This is a genomic window from Paenibacillus planticolens (assembly GCF_013141725.1).
GTDB lineage: Bacteria > Bacillota > Bacilli > Paenibacillales > NBRC-103111 > Paenibacillus_E > Paenibacillus_E planticolens.
Genome location: NZ_WHNZ01000015.1, coordinates 189,197 through 207,974 on the forward strand (window position 1 = coordinate 189,197; position 18,778 = coordinate 207,974).

17 protein-coding genes are annotated in these 18,778 nt (G+C 39.2%); 9 read left to right on the top strand and 8 right to left on the bottom strand.

Annotation, left to right across the window (positions count from 1 at the left end):
* The first annotated feature begins 7 nt into the window (after positions 1 to 7).
* From GC097_RS07205 to GC097_RS07215, 3 genes are all read left to right on the top strand, one after another.
* Positions 8 to 829, top strand: a complete 822-nt coding sequence (locus tag GC097_RS07205; RefSeq protein ID WP_246294031.1) for an ABC transporter permease — start codon at positions 8 to 10, stop codon at positions 827 to 829.
* On the top strand, positions 830 to 1,648 hold the full coding sequence (locus GC097_RS07210) for an ABC transporter ATP-binding protein (protein WP_312875627.1): 819 nt from the start codon (positions 830 to 832) through the stop codon (positions 1,646 to 1,648).
* 143 nt (positions 1,649 to 1,791) lie between these two features.
* Complete coding sequence (locus GC097_RS07215; protein WP_171682638.1) at positions 1,792 to 2,850, top strand: LacI family DNA-binding transcriptional regulator; 1,059 nt, start codon at positions 1,792 to 1,794, stop codon at positions 2,848 to 2,850.
* Positions 2,851 to 2,899: 49 nt separating this feature from the next.
* Here GC097_RS07215 and GC097_RS07220 read toward each other — a convergent pair whose 3' ends face one another.
* The 4 genes from GC097_RS07220 to GC097_RS07235 form a co-directional block, all read right to left on the bottom strand.
* Positions 2,900 to 3,874 (bottom strand): cation diffusion facilitator family transporter, encoded by a 975-nt coding sequence (locus GC097_RS07220; protein ID WP_171682639.1) that lies wholly within the window; start codon positions 3,872 to 3,874, stop codon positions 2,900 to 2,902.
* A 437-nt stretch (positions 3,875 to 4,311) separates the two neighbouring features.
* Positions 4,312 to 5,418 (bottom strand): site-specific integrase, encoded by a 1,107-nt coding sequence (locus tag GC097_RS07225; RefSeq protein ID WP_171682640.1) that lies wholly within the window; start codon positions 5,416 to 5,418, stop codon positions 4,312 to 4,314.
* Positions 5,419 to 5,523: 105 nt separating this feature from the next.
* The gene (locus GC097_RS07230; RefSeq protein WP_171682641.1) at positions 5,524 to 5,712 is read right to left on the bottom strand and encodes a hypothetical protein; all 189 of its coding nucleotides are present in this window, start codon (positions 5,710 to 5,712) and stop codon (positions 5,524 to 5,526) included.
* A gap of 85 nt (positions 5,713 to 5,797) precedes the next feature.
* Positions 5,798 to 6,010 carry a helix-turn-helix domain-containing protein gene (locus GC097_RS07235; protein WP_171682642.1) on the bottom strand — a complete coding sequence of 71 codons (213 nt, stop codon included), beginning with the start codon at positions 6,008 to 6,010 and terminating at the stop codon, positions 5,798 to 5,800.
* Between the two features lie 437 nt (positions 6,011 to 6,447).
* On the opposite strand from GC097_RS07235, the gene GC097_RS07240 reads away from it, so the two are divergent.
* Both GC097_RS07240 and GC097_RS07245 read left to right on the top strand, forming a co-directional pair.
* The gene (locus tag GC097_RS07240) at positions 6,448 to 8,439 is read left to right on the top strand and encodes a hypothetical protein (RefSeq protein WP_171682643.1); all 1,992 of its coding nucleotides are present in this window, start codon (positions 6,448 to 6,450) and stop codon (positions 8,437 to 8,439) included.
* A 276-nt stretch (positions 8,440 to 8,715) separates the two neighbouring features.
* Complete coding sequence (locus GC097_RS07245) at positions 8,716 to 9,792, top strand: hypothetical protein (RefSeq protein ID WP_171682644.1); 1,077 nt, start codon at positions 8,716 to 8,718, stop codon at positions 9,790 to 9,792.
* Positions 9,793 to 9,938: 146 nt separating this feature from the next.
* On the opposite strand, the gene GC097_RS07250 is transcribed toward GC097_RS07245, so the two are convergent.
* From GC097_RS07250 to radC, 4 genes are all read right to left on the bottom strand, one after another.
* Positions 9,939 to 10,430 (bottom strand): lecithin retinol acyltransferase family protein, encoded by a 492-nt coding sequence (locus GC097_RS07250; RefSeq protein WP_171682645.1) that lies wholly within the window; start codon positions 10,428 to 10,430, stop codon positions 9,939 to 9,941.
* A gap of 279 nt (positions 10,431 to 10,709) precedes the next feature.
* Entirely contained in the window at positions 10,710 to 11,267 is a 558-nt protein-coding gene (locus GC097_RS07255) for a hypothetical protein (protein WP_171682646.1), read from the bottom strand.
* Between the two features lie 96 nt (positions 11,268 to 11,363).
* Complete coding sequence (locus tag GC097_RS07260; protein WP_171682647.1) at positions 11,364 to 11,717, bottom strand: helix-turn-helix domain-containing protein; 354 nt, start codon at positions 11,715 to 11,717, stop codon at positions 11,364 to 11,366.
* 400 nt (positions 11,718 to 12,117) lie between these two features.
* A complete protein-coding gene (gene radC / locus GC097_RS07265; RefSeq protein WP_171682648.1) occupies positions 12,118 to 12,726 on the bottom strand; it encodes a RadC family protein in 609 nt (202 codons plus the stop codon).
* A gap of 268 nt (positions 12,727 to 12,994) precedes the next feature.
* On the opposite strand from radC, the gene GC097_RS07270 reads away from it, so the two are divergent.
* Genes GC097_RS07270 through GC097_RS07285 form a run of 4 tightly spaced genes read left to right on the top strand, consistent with a single transcriptional unit; the run spans position 12,995 to position 18,753 of the window.
* Entirely contained in the window at positions 12,995 to 14,842 is a 1,848-nt protein-coding gene (locus tag GC097_RS07270) for an ATP-dependent nuclease (RefSeq protein ID WP_171682649.1), read from the top strand.
* A gap of 4 nt (positions 14,843 to 14,846) precedes the next feature.
* Positions 14,847 to 16,820, top strand: coding sequence for a UvrD-helicase domain-containing protein (locus tag GC097_RS07275; RefSeq protein WP_171682650.1), 1,974 nt, complete (start codon positions 14,847 to 14,849; stop codon positions 16,818 to 16,820).
* Positions 16,821 to 16,847: 27 nt separating this feature from the next.
* Positions 16,848 to 18,020: an AAA family ATPase gene (locus GC097_RS07280; protein WP_171682651.1), complete on the top strand. Its 1,173-nt coding sequence runs from the start codon at positions 16,848 to 16,850 to the stop codon at positions 18,018 to 18,020.
* Positions 18,004 to 18,753: an HNH endonuclease family protein gene (locus tag GC097_RS07285; protein ID WP_171682652.1), complete on the top strand. Its 750-nt coding sequence runs from the start codon at positions 18,004 to 18,006 to the stop codon at positions 18,751 to 18,753. The genes GC097_RS07280 and GC097_RS07285 overlap by 17 nt, the downstream gene beginning before the upstream one ends.
* Positions 18,754 to 18,778: the final 25 nt, after the last annotated feature.

Genomic DNA, 18,778 nt, shown 5'->3' on the forward strand with positions numbered 1-18,778 from the left:
GTGCTCTATGGAGACAACTATGAAAAAAAGGCGCAGATCCACGTTGTTTGCCATTCGGGGCGACATCAACCGCAGCACGTATATTTCGGGGACTGTACTCATTGTAGTGTTGGCGGTTGCCGTCTGGAGTGTGCTGAGTTACGGTAATCTCGTTAATCGAACGTTTTTGCCGACACCGGATGCTGTGCTTCGTCAATTTGCCATTCAGCTGCAGAGCTCTGTCTTCTGGCATCATGTCGGGATGAGCATTTTTCGAGTAGGGGCGGGCTTCTTGCTGGCGTGTTTGCTTGGCATTCCGCTGGGGATTCTGGCGGGGACGTTTCGATTTGCGGAAGCTCTGCTCGTTCCTCCGACCGAATTCATCCGTTATATGCCGGCAACCGCGTTCATCCCGTTGATCATGGTTTGGGCAGGGATCGGGGAATGGGCGAAGGTGGTCGTCATCTTCATCGGCTGCTTTTTTCAGCTCTTGCTGATGGTGGCGGACAATACGCGATCGGTATCCGGCGATTTGCTGCAAACCTCGTACACATTGGGCGCGAATCGCTGGCAAGCGATTGAAAGAGTGCTGATCCCTGCGCTGCTGCCGGATTTGATGAACACCTTGCGACTCATTATCGGTTGGGCATGGACGTATCTTGTCGTGGCTGAGCTGGTTGCGGCCAACAGCGGGCTAGGGTTCTCCATCATGAAGGCGCAGCGGTTTTTGAATACGGATCAGATTTTCGTGGGTATCATCGCAATTGGCTTGCTCGGTCTGTTGACCGACCGTACCTTTGCTTACTGTCACCGCAGATTTTTTCCATGGCTGGAAGGAGGAAGACGCTAAATGATGCATGCACAACACGCCCTGTCCAGCCAGCCGTTGAGTGAGAACGTCATGGCCTTGAGCAAAATTAAGGCTGAGAATGTATCGAAAGTGTACAGCAGCAAGAAGTCGCAGTTTGTTGCGCTCGACAGCGTTTCCTTCCATGTCGATGCTCATGAATTCGTTAGCTTCGTCGGTCCGTCGGGCTGCGGCAAGTCATCGCTCTTGCGAATTATCGCAGGATTAGAAACGATGACGAGCGGCTCGCTCACCCTCTCAGGGCATGAGATCGACGGTCCCGGCGCGGATCGCGGAATGGTGTTCCAGTCGTACACACTGTTTCCATGGCTTTCCGTGAGGGAGAACATTGAGTTTGGCCTTACGCTGAAAGGAGTTCCTTTGTTCGAAAAAAGGGCCATCTCCGATCATTTCATGGAGCTTGTCGGCTTGCGCAAGTTCGCCAAATCGCTTCCGAAGGAGCTCTCCGGCGGGATGAAGCAGCGTGTGGCCATTGCGAGAGCGCTGGCTAACAATCCGGAAGTGCTGCTGATGGATGAGCCGTTCGGAGCGCTTGATCCGCAGACGAAAAATGCGATGCAGGAGCTGCTGCTGCGCATCTGGGAGAAGGAGAAGACGACGGTTGTCTTCATAACGCACGATATCGAAGAAGCGATCTTCCTATCTGAGCGGGTATATGTGATGCAGGCTCATCCGGGCACGATCCGCAAAGAAATTGTGATTCCTCCCGGACTGCGGGAAGTGGAGGATGTGAAGGATTCAGCGGCTTTCCATAAGTTGAAAAAGCAGATCATCTCCCTGATTGGACATCAGGAGGAATAAGCAGGAGCTTGGCCGTGTTGACGGCCAAGCTTTTTTGTTGCTGCTGGACATTCTCTGGAAAATTTACTTTTACTGTCCCAATTGACGAATGATTGGCTTTATCGATAAAATGAATTATACATATGAAGAATGAGGGAAGCCCTATGAGTAAGAGTAAACAACCTACCATTATCGATGTGGCCTCGGCAGCCGGAGTTTCCATTGCTACGGTCTCGAATGTCATCAATCGCAGAAAGGTGCCGATGGCGCCCGAAACGATCCGCAAGGTGGAAGAAGCGGTTGTGACGCTCGGTTATCGCCGGAATGTCATGGCAACCAATTTGAGCCGCCGCAGGTCCTATGAGTTGGGGCTGATTATTCCCCATTTTGGCGGGTACTATGGGCGTTTTGCAGAGAAGCTGGAACAAAGAGTGCATCATTTTGGCTATCATTTATCCGTGTTCTCTGCAGCAGGGATGGACCCGGAGATTGAGCAGCGTCATTTGGAGCATTTATTGCAGCGCAGAGTAGACGGCTTAGTGAGCCATGGCTTGGCGATGAGCATGCAATCTACGCAGCAGCTGGTCGGAGAAGGAACGCCACTCGTTATCTTCAATGGTTGGGGATGGCCTAGTGAAATTGTCAAACTGGCGGTTAATTTGGATTTTGCGAAAGCATCATCCCAAGCCGTGCAGCATTTCCTGGCAAATGGCTGTCGGTCTGTAGTCTACGCGGGCAGACGCATGGGGATGGGAGCTAACGAGCAGCGTATCCAAGGTTTTGAGACGGGGCTTGCCGAACATGGAGAACCCGTGGTGCATGCGCTTTTGGATGCGGGGGAGCTGGGAGTCGTCGGCACCTTGGACGAAGCGCTTCGCTTAAGCGGCGATCTGCGGCCAATCGGTATTTATACGTTCAATGATGCGTTATCGCTGGAGCTTCTGGCTGTATGCCATGAGCGGGGCATTCGGGTGCCTGAAGACGTTCAGCTCATCGGTATGGATAACGAATTTTTCGCCAGGGCGAGCTTTCCATCCATAACCAGCTTCGAGATGCCCGTTGATTTGCAGACCAGCTTGGTTGCGGCATTCCTCATGCGGGAAATCGGGGAAGAATTGGACGAGGAGAATACGCAGCTGCTTGAGATGTATTTGCCTCATGTTGCAGGACATGAGTTGTTTATTGATTTGGAAATGATTGAACGGAAATCTACGGGAAACTAGCAAAGACCATTGATCGCCTTGGCTGAGGGATCGATGGTCTTTGTTTTTTTTAATGGATGGGTAAGGAGCTGGAAGCTGAGCTAGTGCGCCTTTGATGCTTTAAGAATTCTTTGCCATACTCCCCGTGCGGGTTTATTTCGGCATGCTCAATTTGAATCGTGGCATGCTCGATGCCGTACTTGCTTTTGAGCGTTTCATTAATGGCCAGAATCACGCAGAACGGTTGAATGTTGGGGCTGATGAACACATGGGCGGTTAAGGAATAATGATCCGTCGAAACGGCCCATAGATGCATCTCATGCACATCTTCTACGCCTTCTACCTGCGCAATCTGCTTGCGAATCTCATCGAGGTTAAAGCGCTCAGGCACCGATTCCATGAGAATCAGGTACGATTCACGAATGATTTTGCTGCCGCCGATAAAAATAATGCCGCCGATTACCATGGAAATGAGCGGATCGAACCAAAGCAAGCCGGAATAATAAATAATGATGGAAGAAACGATGACGCCAACCGAGCTGAGCAAATCGCCAAAAAAGTGCCACAGTGCGCTTTTGACATTCAAATTGTCTTCTTCCTTCACGCTGTTATGGAGAACGAGCGTGAGTACCAGATTGACGATGAAACCGATTGATGCGATGACAAGCATGAGCCTTAGCTGAATCGGCTGGGGATGGATAATACGCTGAATGCCCTCGATGAATATTCCCAGTGCGATTACACAGAGGGCGAGGCCGTTCAGGAAGGAAGCGATGATTTCAAACCGCAGGAATCCGAACGTGAATCGTGCATTCGGCTGCCTGGTTGCGAGGTGCAGAGCGATCATGCTTAAACCTAGAGCGATGACGTCCGAGATCATATGAGCCGAATCGGAAAGCAGTGCGAGTGAATTCGAAAGCACCCCGCCGATAATTTCTACGATGGTGAAAAAGGCGGTTAGCACAAGGGTTACCCATAATGTTTTTCGGGATTTCGTTTGTTCTTTGACGTGATGGAGATGGTGGAAGTCGTATTCAGTGTTCATAGGAGTTCTCCTTATTTATAATAATTCTAATTAAGATATGATTATTATATGCTAGTGGAGGGGAAGGTGCAACACTTTTGAGCGGGGTTTACGGATTTATTACATTTTCTGAGCAGAGTACAAAAAAAGGGAGTGGGAGCAGCGTATAAAAAAGCTCTTAGAGGAAAAGAATAAAGCGTTTTCTAATTTGTAACATAAATGAAATATTCCTGTTATGGTTTCATAATGTTTGGGAGGTATTATAATAAGCAAGACCCCCTTTTTAATATAAAACTTTTTGAACCTGGCCCCGTTGGCTGGGTTCCTTTTTTTTTGTCATGGCAAATAACCCTTGTAGAGTAAGGGGTTACGGGGCTTAGGTGTATTGTTATAAGCTTTAAAACAAGGTTCTGGTAGGAATCTGGTAGGGTTGCTTAGAAATCAATGAATTGTTACAGTTATTCGAGCAAATCCTGTAGTGCATTGGCTGCGTCTTGCTGCATATTGGGTGCTAAATGAGAATACGTATCTAGGGTCACCTGCACGCTTGAATGGCCCAATCTTTCCTGCACAACTTTAGGGTGCACTCCCAGTCCTAATAGGAGGGAAGCGCAAGTATGCCTTAAATCGTGAAATCGAATTTGTCGTATGCCTGTTTTATTGACAAGCCTTATCCAGATATCACGGAAATTTTTCTTTAGGTATGGTCTGCCTTTTTTTGTGCATATTAAATAGCCAAGGTCTTCATAATCATCGCCAGCTGCTTCTTTTTCCGCTGAAATTCCTTTGATCCGATGTTCTATTTCTTTAATGACGAATGGTGAGAGGGATATGGAGCGGTTCCCTGCGTTTGTTTTAGTGCCAATTTGTAAGTTCCTTTCCGAGTCCATGATATGTCTGACAGAAATGATTCCTCGCTTTAAATCAATATCGGAAGTGCGTAGGGCACGCAACTCACCCATACGAGCGCCACAGTGTATTGCGAGAACGAATATTATTCTTAGCCTGTGATCGTGAATGGCCTTAAGAAAAGTTTTCGCTTCTTCGTCTGTCCAATAATTCATTTCCTTTTTAGCTACCTTTGGTTTAGTGACTAAAGATGCTGGGTTTCTGAGAATTAACTGCTTACGCTCAGCGTCTTTCAAGGCCTTATGAATGACCTTGTAAATGTTTCTTTTAAAGCTGTCAGAGTATTCGGTAGCATGTAATTTAGCCATGTATCCTTCTATAGTCATTGCATTGATATCTGATAATGGGATGCGGCTAATGTTATCTGGCATGATGTGTCTGCGAATAATCATTTCGTATCCCACTCTGGTCGATTTCCTAAGATCGACTCGGCTTTCAAGCCAACTGACGAGATATTGCCCCAGCGATATTTTAGAGGGCTGCACGTAGGAGCCTTTATTTATAGCGTCTTTGACAGAAATCTCAGCTTTCTCAGCTTCTTTCTTCGTTCTGAAGCCTCGCTTTTTCTCAGTTCTACGCTTTCCATCAGCACCTTTAACTTCAAAAGAATAATACCAAGGATTGGTTTGTACTTTCTCATCTTTGTAAACAGGCATTGTGATTTCTCCTTTGTATAATGGTTTTATGAAACACGAATAAGCAGGAACGATATGTCCTTACCGATTACAAAGCTGTTGCAGACGAAATTATTTTTTATTTGGTTAAAGTGATAACAGCAATTGATCACGTTCCGTTCGGAGTGACTCAATTTCTTTCTTGATTGTCTCCTTGCGAATAGTGGAAGTATTCGGTTGTCCGAATTCTAATGCCAGCTTTACATGCTGCCGTGCAATGTGAATCAATTGTTCACGAAAACATTTATCTTCAAGCGCCATCCAAAGATTGCTCATGCTCTGTAACTTCCTTTCTATTCTGGAATGAAGCCAAAAGTAAATAAGCCGCGACAACAAGGCCGCAGCTTATTTCAAGGCTCTTTCAGTTATTCGCTAACTCTCTGTAACGTTCCATATTCATCTTTGATTGAGAGAGTACAAAATCTATTACTGCCGTTTTGGGTATCCGATATCCCTTCATTTTCATTGATTTAATCTGACCTGTTTGTATGAGACTAAGCGCCTTTGATCGCCCTATATCGAGCATTTCCATGAGGTCGGAGACTGATATAACATCAGAGTAATCGCTAAACATAGCATCATCATCCTTTTATTGTGGATTCTCTGTACTCATAGGAATGATATATATTTATAGCTTCCGAGAGTTCGATTACCATACTGTTCAATGCAAATTACTTTCGATTGGATAACGTTGGTTTGAATTAGATGACATTGAATGAGGAGTTTCAATAGGGGCGAGCAAGAGGTTTTAGATGGTGATTTTCTATGAAATCAATTAAAAAGATATGGTAAAATAATGAAAGACTTTATAGTGGAACAAGCAGGAATATATCATTTTCAATTCGCAACTTAACAATGTTCAAATGGTCATAGCTAGCAATTTTCATTCTAATGTTCCATATAGAATAGCATTGCATGGCTAAGAAAAGCGTGAAAAGTTGAGCTTTCTACCTAACTACCCTGCTACCTTGCTACTCCAAAGCCTAGACCACTACGAATGGAGAGTTCTAAATGACCAAAGGAATTGACTTGTTCAAAGGCAGTGATTACATAGATGAATCTTCCGATTTTGACTTAAACGACATAAACGAAATCCGAGAGGAGTTCAATCTGGCCTTCCTAATGGAGAAGATTGACATCCAGATAGATCATGATTTTACGATAAACCGTTCCATCCTCAACAACATGCCGTCCCTTGAGGATAGTAGTGCAACAACTATTAGTGATCTCGTTCCTGATCTTCGTTTGAACAGCTTCTTTTTCTTTCCAAGCCATAAGTTGTATTTTTATGATGGTAATCAGAAGCACGAAATGGGGCTGAGGATTTGTTTCGTTCAAAGGCACATGCGTGGCTTCAAGTGGCATGTATTCGATATTACCAATAAGCAATATCAGAACATTAGCAAATGGATGACTGAGCAGCAGTTTGGCAAGAAGTTGAAGTTTTTGGGACGCTTTCAGGATAAGTATCCGTCTTACATAAGGGTATTTAAGCAGAGTGTTGTGAAATTAGATAAGAAGCAGTCTATCGTATATACTGCTCAAAGCGGCTGGGTACAAGGTGGACACAGATGGTTCTATGTCCCTGTGTCGCCTATTGAGAAATATGACTTGATATACAATGAGGCACTATGCTCTAAATATAAAATGAACGCATCCAATCGTTACACGCTTGAAGAAGTCTTCAAACAAACATGTCGTATGTTGGATATTACCGATAAGAGAATCACGTTGCCATTGCTCTCTTATACCTTCCTTTCCTTAATTACAAGCTTAATGGACTACAATGAAGATCATCTGCCTAGATTTATGATCTGTATTTCAGGAAACAACAAAGCACTGGACAGACAGGGCTTTGCCAATCTGTTTTGTAACTTGTACGGAAGGAAACCGAATGTTTCCAGTCTGAGTTCCGTGTACCATCTAAAATCGGATATGGACAAAAAAATGTTGGAGAAGAAGTCTTCCAAAATTCGGGATGGCATCTTTATCATCAACGCAGATACGCGACCAAAGATCATTGAGAGGGCTATACAAGGTTTACAAAACTATGATTTGGAAAATATGATGCTGATGCTGAATGAAAAGAAGCTTGATAAAGAGTTCGTATTGAATCTTGATATAAGCGACTTGGATATTGATTCCGTTCATTTTGAGCATTTGCGGCAATCTCCTGATATTCTTTCAGCATGTGTTTTAAATGTCACTGAGAACTTCAGGGACGCCTTTGAACACAACGACACAGCCAGCAGAAAGAAAATAGGGGCTTATCTTCATAAGCGATACAAGCACTTTCGCAAGCTCATTGAGAAAGATGATATCCCACAAGAAATAGATAAAATACATATGTATTCGTGCTTACTGATAGGGCTTGATATCTTGCTAAATGTCGTTAAGAATGATCGCGTTGTGTTTGACGATAAGACACAGAAAGATAAGGTGCGAGTATACATGAACGAGGCTATACAGCTTTTCCAGCATGAGTGTGCAGTTAAAGGCATGGTTATTGAAGCTGATAGTGAGAGTAAAGTTTTAGCGGGGGAGAATAGTGAGCTTGTGAAAGAAGAACATACTGTTTTTCTTGAAAAGCTATTTGAGTTATTGCCGAAATCATTCCATCGTTTTGAGGAGAAAAGCGATAATCCAAACATTTTAGCGTGGACGGATAAGAAGAACGAGGATATCCTATGGATTAGAAATGATGTTTTTCGCCTAATTTTATTATCCCGTGATAGCGATTTTGAAGCCTTATATAAGGATGATCAAAAATTATTCATTACCAAATACAAATCCAGAATATACGAAAAGTTACGCTCTGAGGATGTTTCAGTTATTCTTCCTGTAGATGATGAGCCAAAGAATAAGACAATAAAGATTACGACAACAGAAAAAGACGATTACACTGGACGAAGAAGAAAAGATGATAACACCAGAAAAAACTGTGTCGTATTTAGAATAGATTTGCAAAAGGCTTTAGAGTATCTCAACACACCAAACAACTAGCTCAATAGTTTATATCTCTTACCCAACTAAGTACGTGGATGGCTCCAATGCCGCCCATGTACTTTTTTATTTGTCCATATACAAATCAGTATCAGTTAAAGAGGTTCAATCAATTTCAAAAGGTTGGTGATGGATGATAGATATGTATATCTATATGTTTTTATACTATTGATTTTTATCTTTATATAGCAGGGGAATTAGAGTGATATCCCCTCATATGCAATTTACAAAAATGCGACAACCAAAGCCATCATAAGTGAACGGAGGAGTAATCTTATGTCATACCATACGGTTGAATTGTCTATGCAACTTGATTCAACGCCCTTTTGGGCTTTTTTTAATGCGCTGGATAAAGTAACTTCAAAACTAGAATCAGCATCCATTTATGACACCAAAAGTGGAGCCATTCGTTGTACGTTATTAGATGATTTAGGGATTAGAATCACGTTAAAGAAGAGAAGCGAAGAGTTTCATAAAGATATGGTTTATATTGTATTTAATCCAAAGCGTCTCATCGAAGTAAGAGAGTTAATAAAAATTACGAAAACTGACGACTATACGCTCATAAATCGATTATTCAAAAAAATCTTTGAACCGATAAAAAAAGCTTTCACAAGCAAGAGAAAGAATAAATATTTGAAATTTAATTTTGATATATTGGATGCTTATCAAGTTAGACGGTTTGATCCATGTGTCAATTTGTATACCGAGCACAAAGATTGGTATCTTGAACTGCTCAAACGTGCTAACAAACCGAATAAATACGAGCTTGGCATGGAGTATGATGCAACAAGTAGACGATTACGACCATACGATGATGCGTTTCGTCTTGAGAGTAAATCAGTAGTGTTCTTTATTTATGACAAATACTCTCAATTAAAAAGACGAAATCCCGATTATGAGCACATTGAGCAGGCTAGGAATATCATTCGTATAGAAGTACAGTGCAAGAAGGATAAAACGAACTACATGAAGTATTCTCAAGGCTGGTTAAATAAGTCCCTTACCAACTTTTCTGATGAAGAAATGTGCAAGAATACAATATTGTTTTACTATAAAAAAGTTGTCGGACTTGGGGATTATTATACGCTTGCAGAAGCAAGGAGCAAGATTCTGGACAACAACAAGCTGAGCGAAAAAACAAAGATGGACATGCTAGAAGTGCTGGATCTTGTAAACGAAAAAAGAGGCATATGGAAAGCAAGACCTTACTACAACGGAGAAGATTTCGATAAAGTTCTTGCTCGGTTGAATAAAGAGGGCATAAATCCCGTCACGATTCCTGCACATTGGGGGATTCGACATCTTCCGAATCTAGTACATGAAATAATGAAAGAATTTATGCCTCAGTAAATGGTTGGTTACCTTACTGTTGGTTTGCTTATTCTTCATTTAGCTGGCTAGCAGCGAAGCGGTGGAAAGCTAAAGAAAAGCGGCACTTAATCAGTCCATTAAGTGCCGTTTAAATTTGTTAATCGAATGTTTCGTTAATGAATTGATTAATTGTATTCTGTTTTCCAATCCCACTTTTTCCATAGCACCTTTTCTCCATGCTCTTGCTGCACCACACCTTTGAGCATCCACAGGAAATTGCTCGCATTCTCAAAATCACCTGTGACGCAGCCAGCACAGAACTGGTGACAATTATCCATGACAAGCTTATAATTCCGGCTTTCTCCAACCTTTTCACTTGCTCGATAGCCAGCCATAGACGTACTTATTGTGCCATCCCAATCAGGATAGCAAGGAACATAGATTTCGTGGTTAAATGTCGTAATGTGTCCTGTAAATTCTTTTAAGCTCACTCGCCGAATACGACCATCGCCGCTTAAATCAATGACTTCACCATCTGACATATAAATACCGGAATGCTCCATTGTTCCGAATCCTAACTCCGTATAAATAATGGAGTCGTATGAAGGCTCAAGATTTTCTCTTGCCATAGTATGGTTCCTGAAAGATTCTACGATAGATATCAGCCATTCACTCATACAGTCTTCTCCCTTCAAGTTATCATGCTTTGTTCGATTTACCCGTTCTTATCATCCAACGTATCATCTTGAAGACGAAAAAGATTAAGTAAAATGGAGCAACTGCCCATCCGATAAACGTGGATATTATAATTTTATAGACGATGTAGTTTGAGATTGTTGTAAACACAGTAACATTGCGTTGCAATCTGCTTATCAGTGCCCAACCAAACGGTATGGTTAGCATTACATATATTCCAATAATCGTAATCACCTTCTGTTCTCAACTATATAAGCGTCTCAAGATTTGGCTACAGCATTAGACGCTTCTTCAACTGCTTTCAGTAGAATAGGCATAACAGCGTAGGCATTTGTGTATTCCGTGACTCCAGGATTGTGTCTGTTGAAGATACGCTTTTTTGCTGTCAATTTAGAAACGATAGAATATTTCTTGTTCTTATGATCGATTCTGATTCTGTGCGCCGTTGTACTCTTATAAACGAAGCGTACTCCAAACGTGCCTTTTTCTACTTTGATATCAGGGTGAGAAAAAGAGGTTGAGAGATTTTGATATAGCTGCTCATCCGTAATTGGGTTCATTAGTTGATGATCCTTATAATTCAGTTTAAATAATTTTACTCCAGCAATAAATTGCATTGAAAGGTAAGCTGCCGCCCATCCAATAACAATACCGAACAAGCATCCTACTGCACCTCCCATAGCGGCAAAAGCAATCGCTCCTAGCAAAATTAGAATAAGATACAGTTTTTTGAATGCTTTCATGGGGTTCTCAAGCTGAATAGTTAATGGGGTAGATTCGCTTGTGGTTACATTGATTTCATTAGTTTCAAGTTGCATATAAACAGCTCCTCTATCAAAAATAATGGATTGTTACTACTTCAACTTTAAAGTTATGCACATTTTTAGATGCGCGCGCCTCCTTTCACGTAGTTTCTATTTGTCATCATTGCATTTGGACAAGCCAGAGTGAGTATCAGGTACGTTATTCTTGATCGTATCAATGATAAGCTGTCTGAGATCGTCGGACGTTAATACTGTCAGTACTGCATTCTTGTCCTTTGAAGTACCATTTCTCTGTTCGGAACCAGCGATCAGGTTTTCAATTGAAGTATCAAGCCCACATGCGATCTTATCTAACGTTTTAATCGTCGGATTTTTCTCGCCGCGCTCAACTTGGCCTAAATAAGACGTATTGAGTCCGGCATGGAGTGCCAATTGTTCTTGACTCAACCCTTTTTGGAGCCGCAGAATTCTTATTTTTTCGCCAATATTTTGTATTGTACTCAAGTTTTCTCACCTCAATAAAAAGGATAGACTTTCCTTTTGTAAGCCTCAATATGATATGTCCATTAAAACAGTGCTTATAAATAAGCTCTAGTGATTATCTTGTTTGAATTGATGGCTAGATGTACGATTCCCCCTTTTTTGACAACAAAAAAGACGCCTCCTACAAGGCAACAGTCAGAAAGCATGAGAAAGAAAACTTCATCTCACGAATCTGTACTATTGTCTGTGTCTGCGTCAAAATGTTTGATATTATTGACTGCTAATTCAAAGATCAAAGTCTTTGCGGCTGTGCAGTTCGCTATGAATGCTGCGAGTCTGCTAGTTATTATGAATTGAGTAACTATTACTGCTGCTAGCATAACCTTTTTTTGGAGATATTCAAGATGAAAGATACGTGCGATCACATCAATCCTTGTTCCTTTAGACTAACATAGTTGCTTCCCCCAATAATGATATGATCAAGCACTTCTATGCCAACGATCTCACCAACACTCACGAGCCTTCTTGTTAATTCGATGTCTTCGGGAGACGGAGTAGAATCACCGCTCGGATGGTTGTGTGAACACACAATCGAGGCGCTACATCTTTTAAGCGCGGCTTGAAATACCTCGCGTGGGTGCACTATAGCAGCATTAAGACTGCCAATAGAAATGATCTCCTTGAAGATTACACGATTCTTTGTATTAAGAAACAAACATGTGAAATGCTCTTTGTTCAAATATCTGAAATCAGGCTCCAGAAGTTCAAACGCATCTTTAGGACTGCGAATGATAGGGTTATCTTGTGTTGGAATTGTAAGTGTAGTTGCTAACTTCAACAGAGAAGTGATCTGTCTCATTTTGCTCTCTCCTATCCCCTTTATGCTGAGTAACTGTTGCTCTGAAACGTCCATCAACTCTGCCTTAGTCGGGAAACGCTCAAATAATTGCTGAATAAGATAGCTGTCTGGACGTTCCCTTAGTGATTCTGATATCAGCCGTTTCAATTCTTCATTGTGATAATCGTTCATAATGTATTCCTCCTGTTTTTTTAAGATTGGAAAAACAAAGAGCCGGACACGTATTGAAGGTGTCCGGCAATTACATGTGAGCCTCTCGCGAGGACTACCTATCATGCCTAGGTATCAGGGATATAATATAGATTTCATTTGTTTAATATTACTTTCTTTCAATAGGATTAACGACTCATCGTTATAGTTCTAAAAAAGGAAAATGCCGGAAAATGTCGAAGTGTAACTAATAGTTTAAATGAAGTTTTCTACTGAGGGGCGTTCATATATGTATCTTTCAGAAGTAAGAATTACAAACTTTAGGAAGTTTGGTCAAGGAAGCGCCGGTGAACCTGGATTGGTTCTCGTCTTGAATAAAGGTCTTAATGTACTTATTGGTGAAAATGATGCTGGAAAAACCACGGTAGTAGATGCAATTAAATTTGTATTGTTAACTCAAAGTAGAGAATATTCCAGACTTGAAAAAGAAGATTTTCATGATACTTCAAACGAATTGAAAATTGAATGTGTTTTTAAAGGGTTTACTATAAATCAGGCCAAAGATTTCTTAGAATGGATTTCAATTGATTCTGATAAAGAATACAGTCTTCGTGTGTTTTTAGGTGCGAAAAAAGATGCTAAAGGAAAGATATTAATTGAAGATGTCCATGCAGGAAGTGATAGTGAAGGACAGATTCTACATAGTAAAGCACGCGATCTACTTAGAACAATTTACCTTAAGCCTCTAAGAGATGCGGAAAATGAACTTGCCGCTAGACGGAATTCACGATTGTCTCAAATTTTAAATTCGCATCCAGAATTCTCTGTGGGGGATGAGCACAGATTAGTTGAAATTATTAAAGATGCAAATCAAAAAATAAAGGAATACTTCGATTACGACGAATTTACTAGTGATGAAAAAACAATCTTAAGATCAATCAATACTTATCTTTCCAAATTTTCTGATAATAAAAACCTGTTACGTTCAAACATTGAATTAGCTGCGGTTAACCTTAAAATGATTTTAGAAAAAATTGATCTTTTACTTGTCACTACGAAATCAGGTTTGGGTTCTCTTAATCAATTATACATTGCAGCGGAGTTACTTCTTTTACAAATTGAAAAAACTGAAGGTATTAATCTCGCACTAATTGAAGAAATAGAGGCTCATTTACACCCTCAAGCCCAGATAAGAGTCATAGATTACTTACAAGAACTAAGTGAGAACAGTAAGTCTCCAATGCAGATACTTTTAACGACACACAGCGTTACATTAGCTTCGATTATAAAATTGAATAACTTGATAGTTTTTGCTGAAGGCAAGGCCTTTTCTCTAGCGGAAGGCAATACTAAACTACATAGTGGCGACTATAGATTTCTAGAAAGATTTTTAGATTCCACCAAAGCAAATTTATTCTTTGCAAAGGGGATTATTATCGTCGAAGGAGACGCGGAGAACCTATTACTGCCTACTCTGGCCGATAAACTTGGGAGATCCTTCGCTAAAAACGGGGTTTCAATTGTCAATGTAGGAAGTACTGCAATGCTGAGATATTCAAAAATATTTGTGAGACATTCTGAACCTAAAATGCTACTACCAGTTGCAATTATTTCCGATTGTGACGAGAAGGTATCCAAGGTCGATAAAGAGACTGATACAATTACTATGCTTCCTGATAGACATCCACAAGTAACAAGATTTGATAAAAAACTTAAGTATAGTGATGATAATGTTAAAGCCTTTATTTCTCATGAGTGGACTCTTGAATTTGATGTGGCTTGTAGTTGTTTAAAAAGAGAATTATTTGCCGCAATTTTAATGGCAAAAGATTATATCAATCAGGATAAAGCTTTAACAGATGAAAAAGAAGCAAAAGAAATCAAAAAAATCAGTGATTATTTAACGGAAGCTGAAAAAAAGATAAATGATTGGAATACCTACGACTCTTTTACATTAGCTTCAAATATAGTGAGAGATGTAGTTCTGAAAAAATATATTTCAAAAGCTGTGGTAGCTCAATGTTTTTCTGAAATCTTGAAAGAACGTAGTTTCACAATTCAGGACGTACAAGTTATTAGAAGTGACACTTACCTAAAGTATTTAGTTGATGCTATAGATTATGTGACAGGAGTCTAAGGGAATGTATGAGCTAAGTGTAACTGATGAGGACATTAAATACGCAGCGAGTGTTCTGAACATACCGAGGGGCTTTGATTTGCCAAGAATTGACGCTATCAAATGCATGAAGAGTAGAGATATAGTCGCATGCCCTGGTAGCGGAAAAACCACAGTTTTGCTCGCTAAACTAATAATACTATCACGGCATATACCTTTGAAAAAAAATAAAGGTATATGCATTCTTACTCATACTAACGTTGCAATTGATGAAATAAAAGATCGGTTAGGCGATAAAGCCAATAAACTTCTCTCTTACCCCAATTTTGTTGGAACGTTGCATTCATTTATCAGCAAGTTTATAGCCAGTCCAGCATTTGTTAAATATTATTCTTCAAGGATATCTAGGGTATTTGAAACAGAAGATTATAAGTTACGATTAGTAAGAAAATATAAAACCTTATATCCTCCATTTTCAGGAAGTAAACTAGATAAATTTCTCTATGGAAGATTAGATGACGAGATAAAAGAATCAAGGGTTAATATCACAATAGGAAAAGCAAAAGAAGAAATGCTTCGCTCTTTAGAATTTGATTATAGCGATAGCGCCATAAAAAAAGTGGCTTTTAATAAAAAGACCACTGTTTTAAAAAATCCTGACACAGATTCTTATAAAGAATACATAAAGTTGATTGATGAACTTCTAAATGACGGAGTATGCTCTTACAATGAACTCCAAGGACTTGCACTGAGATATGTAAATGAATTTGAAAAGGAACTGCAAAGCATTTTTTCAGAGCGCTTTTCGTTTGTTTTTGTGGACGAAATGCAAGATACTAGCGATCTTCAGATGCGAATATTAAATAAAGTTTTTGATGAACAGAAAGTAATCTTTCAATGTTTTGGTGACCCGCAGCAAACAATTTATGAATCTGAGGATAAGGGATGTGCTTGGCAACCAAAGGAACCTCTGTTCATTATAAATAGTAACAGAATGAGTAAAAGTATAGCAAAGGTGGCAGATGTTGTTGCTCTACAACCTTATGGGATGCAAGGTAGAGAATCTCAAAAAAATAACTTATATTCACCTGTCATTATTACATATAAAGATAATGATGTGTCACGTGTGCTTGAGACTTTTGCAAAGCTAATTATTAAGTGTCAATTGAATGAGCAGGATAGTGCAATATTCAAAGCTGTTGGAATGGTGAAAGCGAGAAATGAAGGTTTATCAATTACAAGCTACTTTCCTGAATTTGAAAAGTACGGAGTCAGAAAAAAAGTTAATAATGATTTCTCCGGACTTCGGAGTTACTTAGTGAAGCTTGATAGTGAAGTAATTGAGAAAGAAGGTATAAAGGCATACTACAATCGATTCATCTTAGCAATATTGAAGTTTTTACGAATTAACGATATTAAGACTACCGAAGGCAGATATTTTTCAAATGTATCTTTTTTAAAGCATTTACGTGAAATGGATGAGAGGTTATATAAGACAACTCATAGATACTTTGCAAGGATAATATTAAAAATAGAAAAAGAGAAATCTGTAACAGCAAGTTTCCAGCATATTATTGCTATCATAATGAATCGTTTGTTCAGTTATAAAGTTGATTTTTTAAAAGATGAATTTATAAATGGGACTGCTATCTATCCGACAGTAGCAGTTAAAGAGGCGAATGAGAACACATACACATATGAAAATTTAAGTGTGGAAATAGAAAGTGTTCACGGAGTTAAAGGTCAAACACATACTGCCACCTTATATTTGGAAACTTTTTATTTTTCTAAAACAAATGAAAGCATCATTAATTATTTGATTGGGGAACAAAATTCAAGCATTGAAGAACACGTAGAAAAGCACATACGAGTTGCGTATGTTGCTATGACTAGGCCAACTGATTTGCTTTGCATTGTACTGAATGAAGAAGTGTATTTAGAGCACGAGACTCAACTTAAAAGGTTAGGCTGGGTTCATCATTTAGATGTACTAAATTAAAAAATGGATATAGGAGCACTTACTTTGTTGAAAATAAAAAAACTATACATAGAAAACATAAACAACCTTGAAAGAATTGAGATTAATTTTAACGATGGTTTTAATATAATATGTGGACAAAATGGAGTAGGGAAAACCACAGTATTAAACTGTGTACTAGCTTCTTTTAACAGAAAAAAATTAGGTTTATTAAATGTAAATGCAAAAGAAAGCCATGGGTTCTGGGAAACAAAATTTTACAGAAATGATGCTCTAGACAGCAGAGTCCACTATATTCATAAAGAAGATGAAATAAATCACTCCCGTAGTATTAAGGGGGATAAGTTAATAAATTCTAACTATATAATTAGTTTTTCAGTAAATAATCGAAACATGAGCACACAATATTATGGTGTCAATCCATTGAAACACTGGCTGTACAAAAATTATTATCTCTCAGATTTGAATTATTCTAAAGAAAATAATTTTTCTTTAGTAAAAGATTGTTTTAGTATGATTGACCGAACTGTATCGTTTTATAAAATGGAGGAGTACATAGACGAAAGAAAATCTATTAGGAATAGTTATAGTTTACATAATGACCGTTATGTTGAATTGTATGTAGCAACAACTAACGGAATTATCAAAATTGATCAGATGTCATCAGGGTATCAATCTGTGCTTTTGATACTCCTTAGCTTAGTGAAAAAAATCGAATCTTTGGATAGATTTGGTGTGAGTGTTCATAATTTTGAAGGGATTCTCCTAATCGATGAGATAGATTTATATCTTCATCCCGAATGGCAAAAAAAACTTATGCAAATTATTCGTTGGTTAATACCTAATGCTCAAATTATAACGACTACTCATAGTCCGCATATTATTCAAGCTGCCAAGCCTAGAGAAATAATCTCACTTGGTATTGATGGAAAAGACCAAGTGTTTATTCGTGATTTGCCTGATAGTAGCGAATACGGATACCAGGGTTGGACAATTGAAGAAATACTTACAGATGTAATGGGATTACAGGAAACAAGATCAGACGAATATAAAATTGCTATAAGGGAATTTGACAGGGCTATGGATGATGAAAATGCTAATGCAGCGGCATACTCGTATAGAAAGTTAGAAAGTATGTTAAACCCCAATAATTCTTCCTTGAAATTATTAAGATTACAAATGGCCTCACTTGGAGGATTTAACAATGATAAAATTAAATAGGATTGCTCGTCCTCCTGAACTTACTGCTAAAAAGAAAAGAGAACTGACTCAGAAGTTTATTAAAGAAAAGAAAAGTGTATGGGCAGTCCCATATATAAAAAACACTTTGTTTAAAATGTCAAATGGTAAGTGTTGTTTTTGTGAATGTAAATTAGGTGAAGAAGGAAAATACATGCATGTTGAGCATTTTCATCACAAAGATGGTTACCCCAATGAAGTAGTAGAATGGAGTAATCTTTTGCCTTGTTGTGTGCGATGTAACACTAACAAAGGAATTCATGATACTGTACTCGATCCTATTATTGATGTTACTTTGACTGATCCAAGAGATCATCTTATACTTGATAACTATCGTTATAAGAGTAGAAGTAATAGTCAACTAGGGAGAACAACAATTGACGTGATTTACTTGAACGATACCGACCATTTGGTTAAACCTCGATTCGATATTGCAAATAAAGCAAAAGAAACTCTTGAACTTATCATTGGTAAAGCTAGGGAATATAAGGATGGTGTGAACTGTTCGACACAAAGAAAGAATATAATTGTAAATGGTCTTAAAAGTTTACTTAAAGAAGCACATCCTAATTCTCAATTTAGTGCCATCGTAGCAACTGCTATAATACATGATATTGATTATATAGAATTTAAGGATATCCTTATTTCTTTAAATTTATGGGATGCAGAGTTGCAAATGATTGAATCTGAAGTCATCAATACAAGTCTCTATTAGTAAGTTTCGCTCTCTCACTATGAAT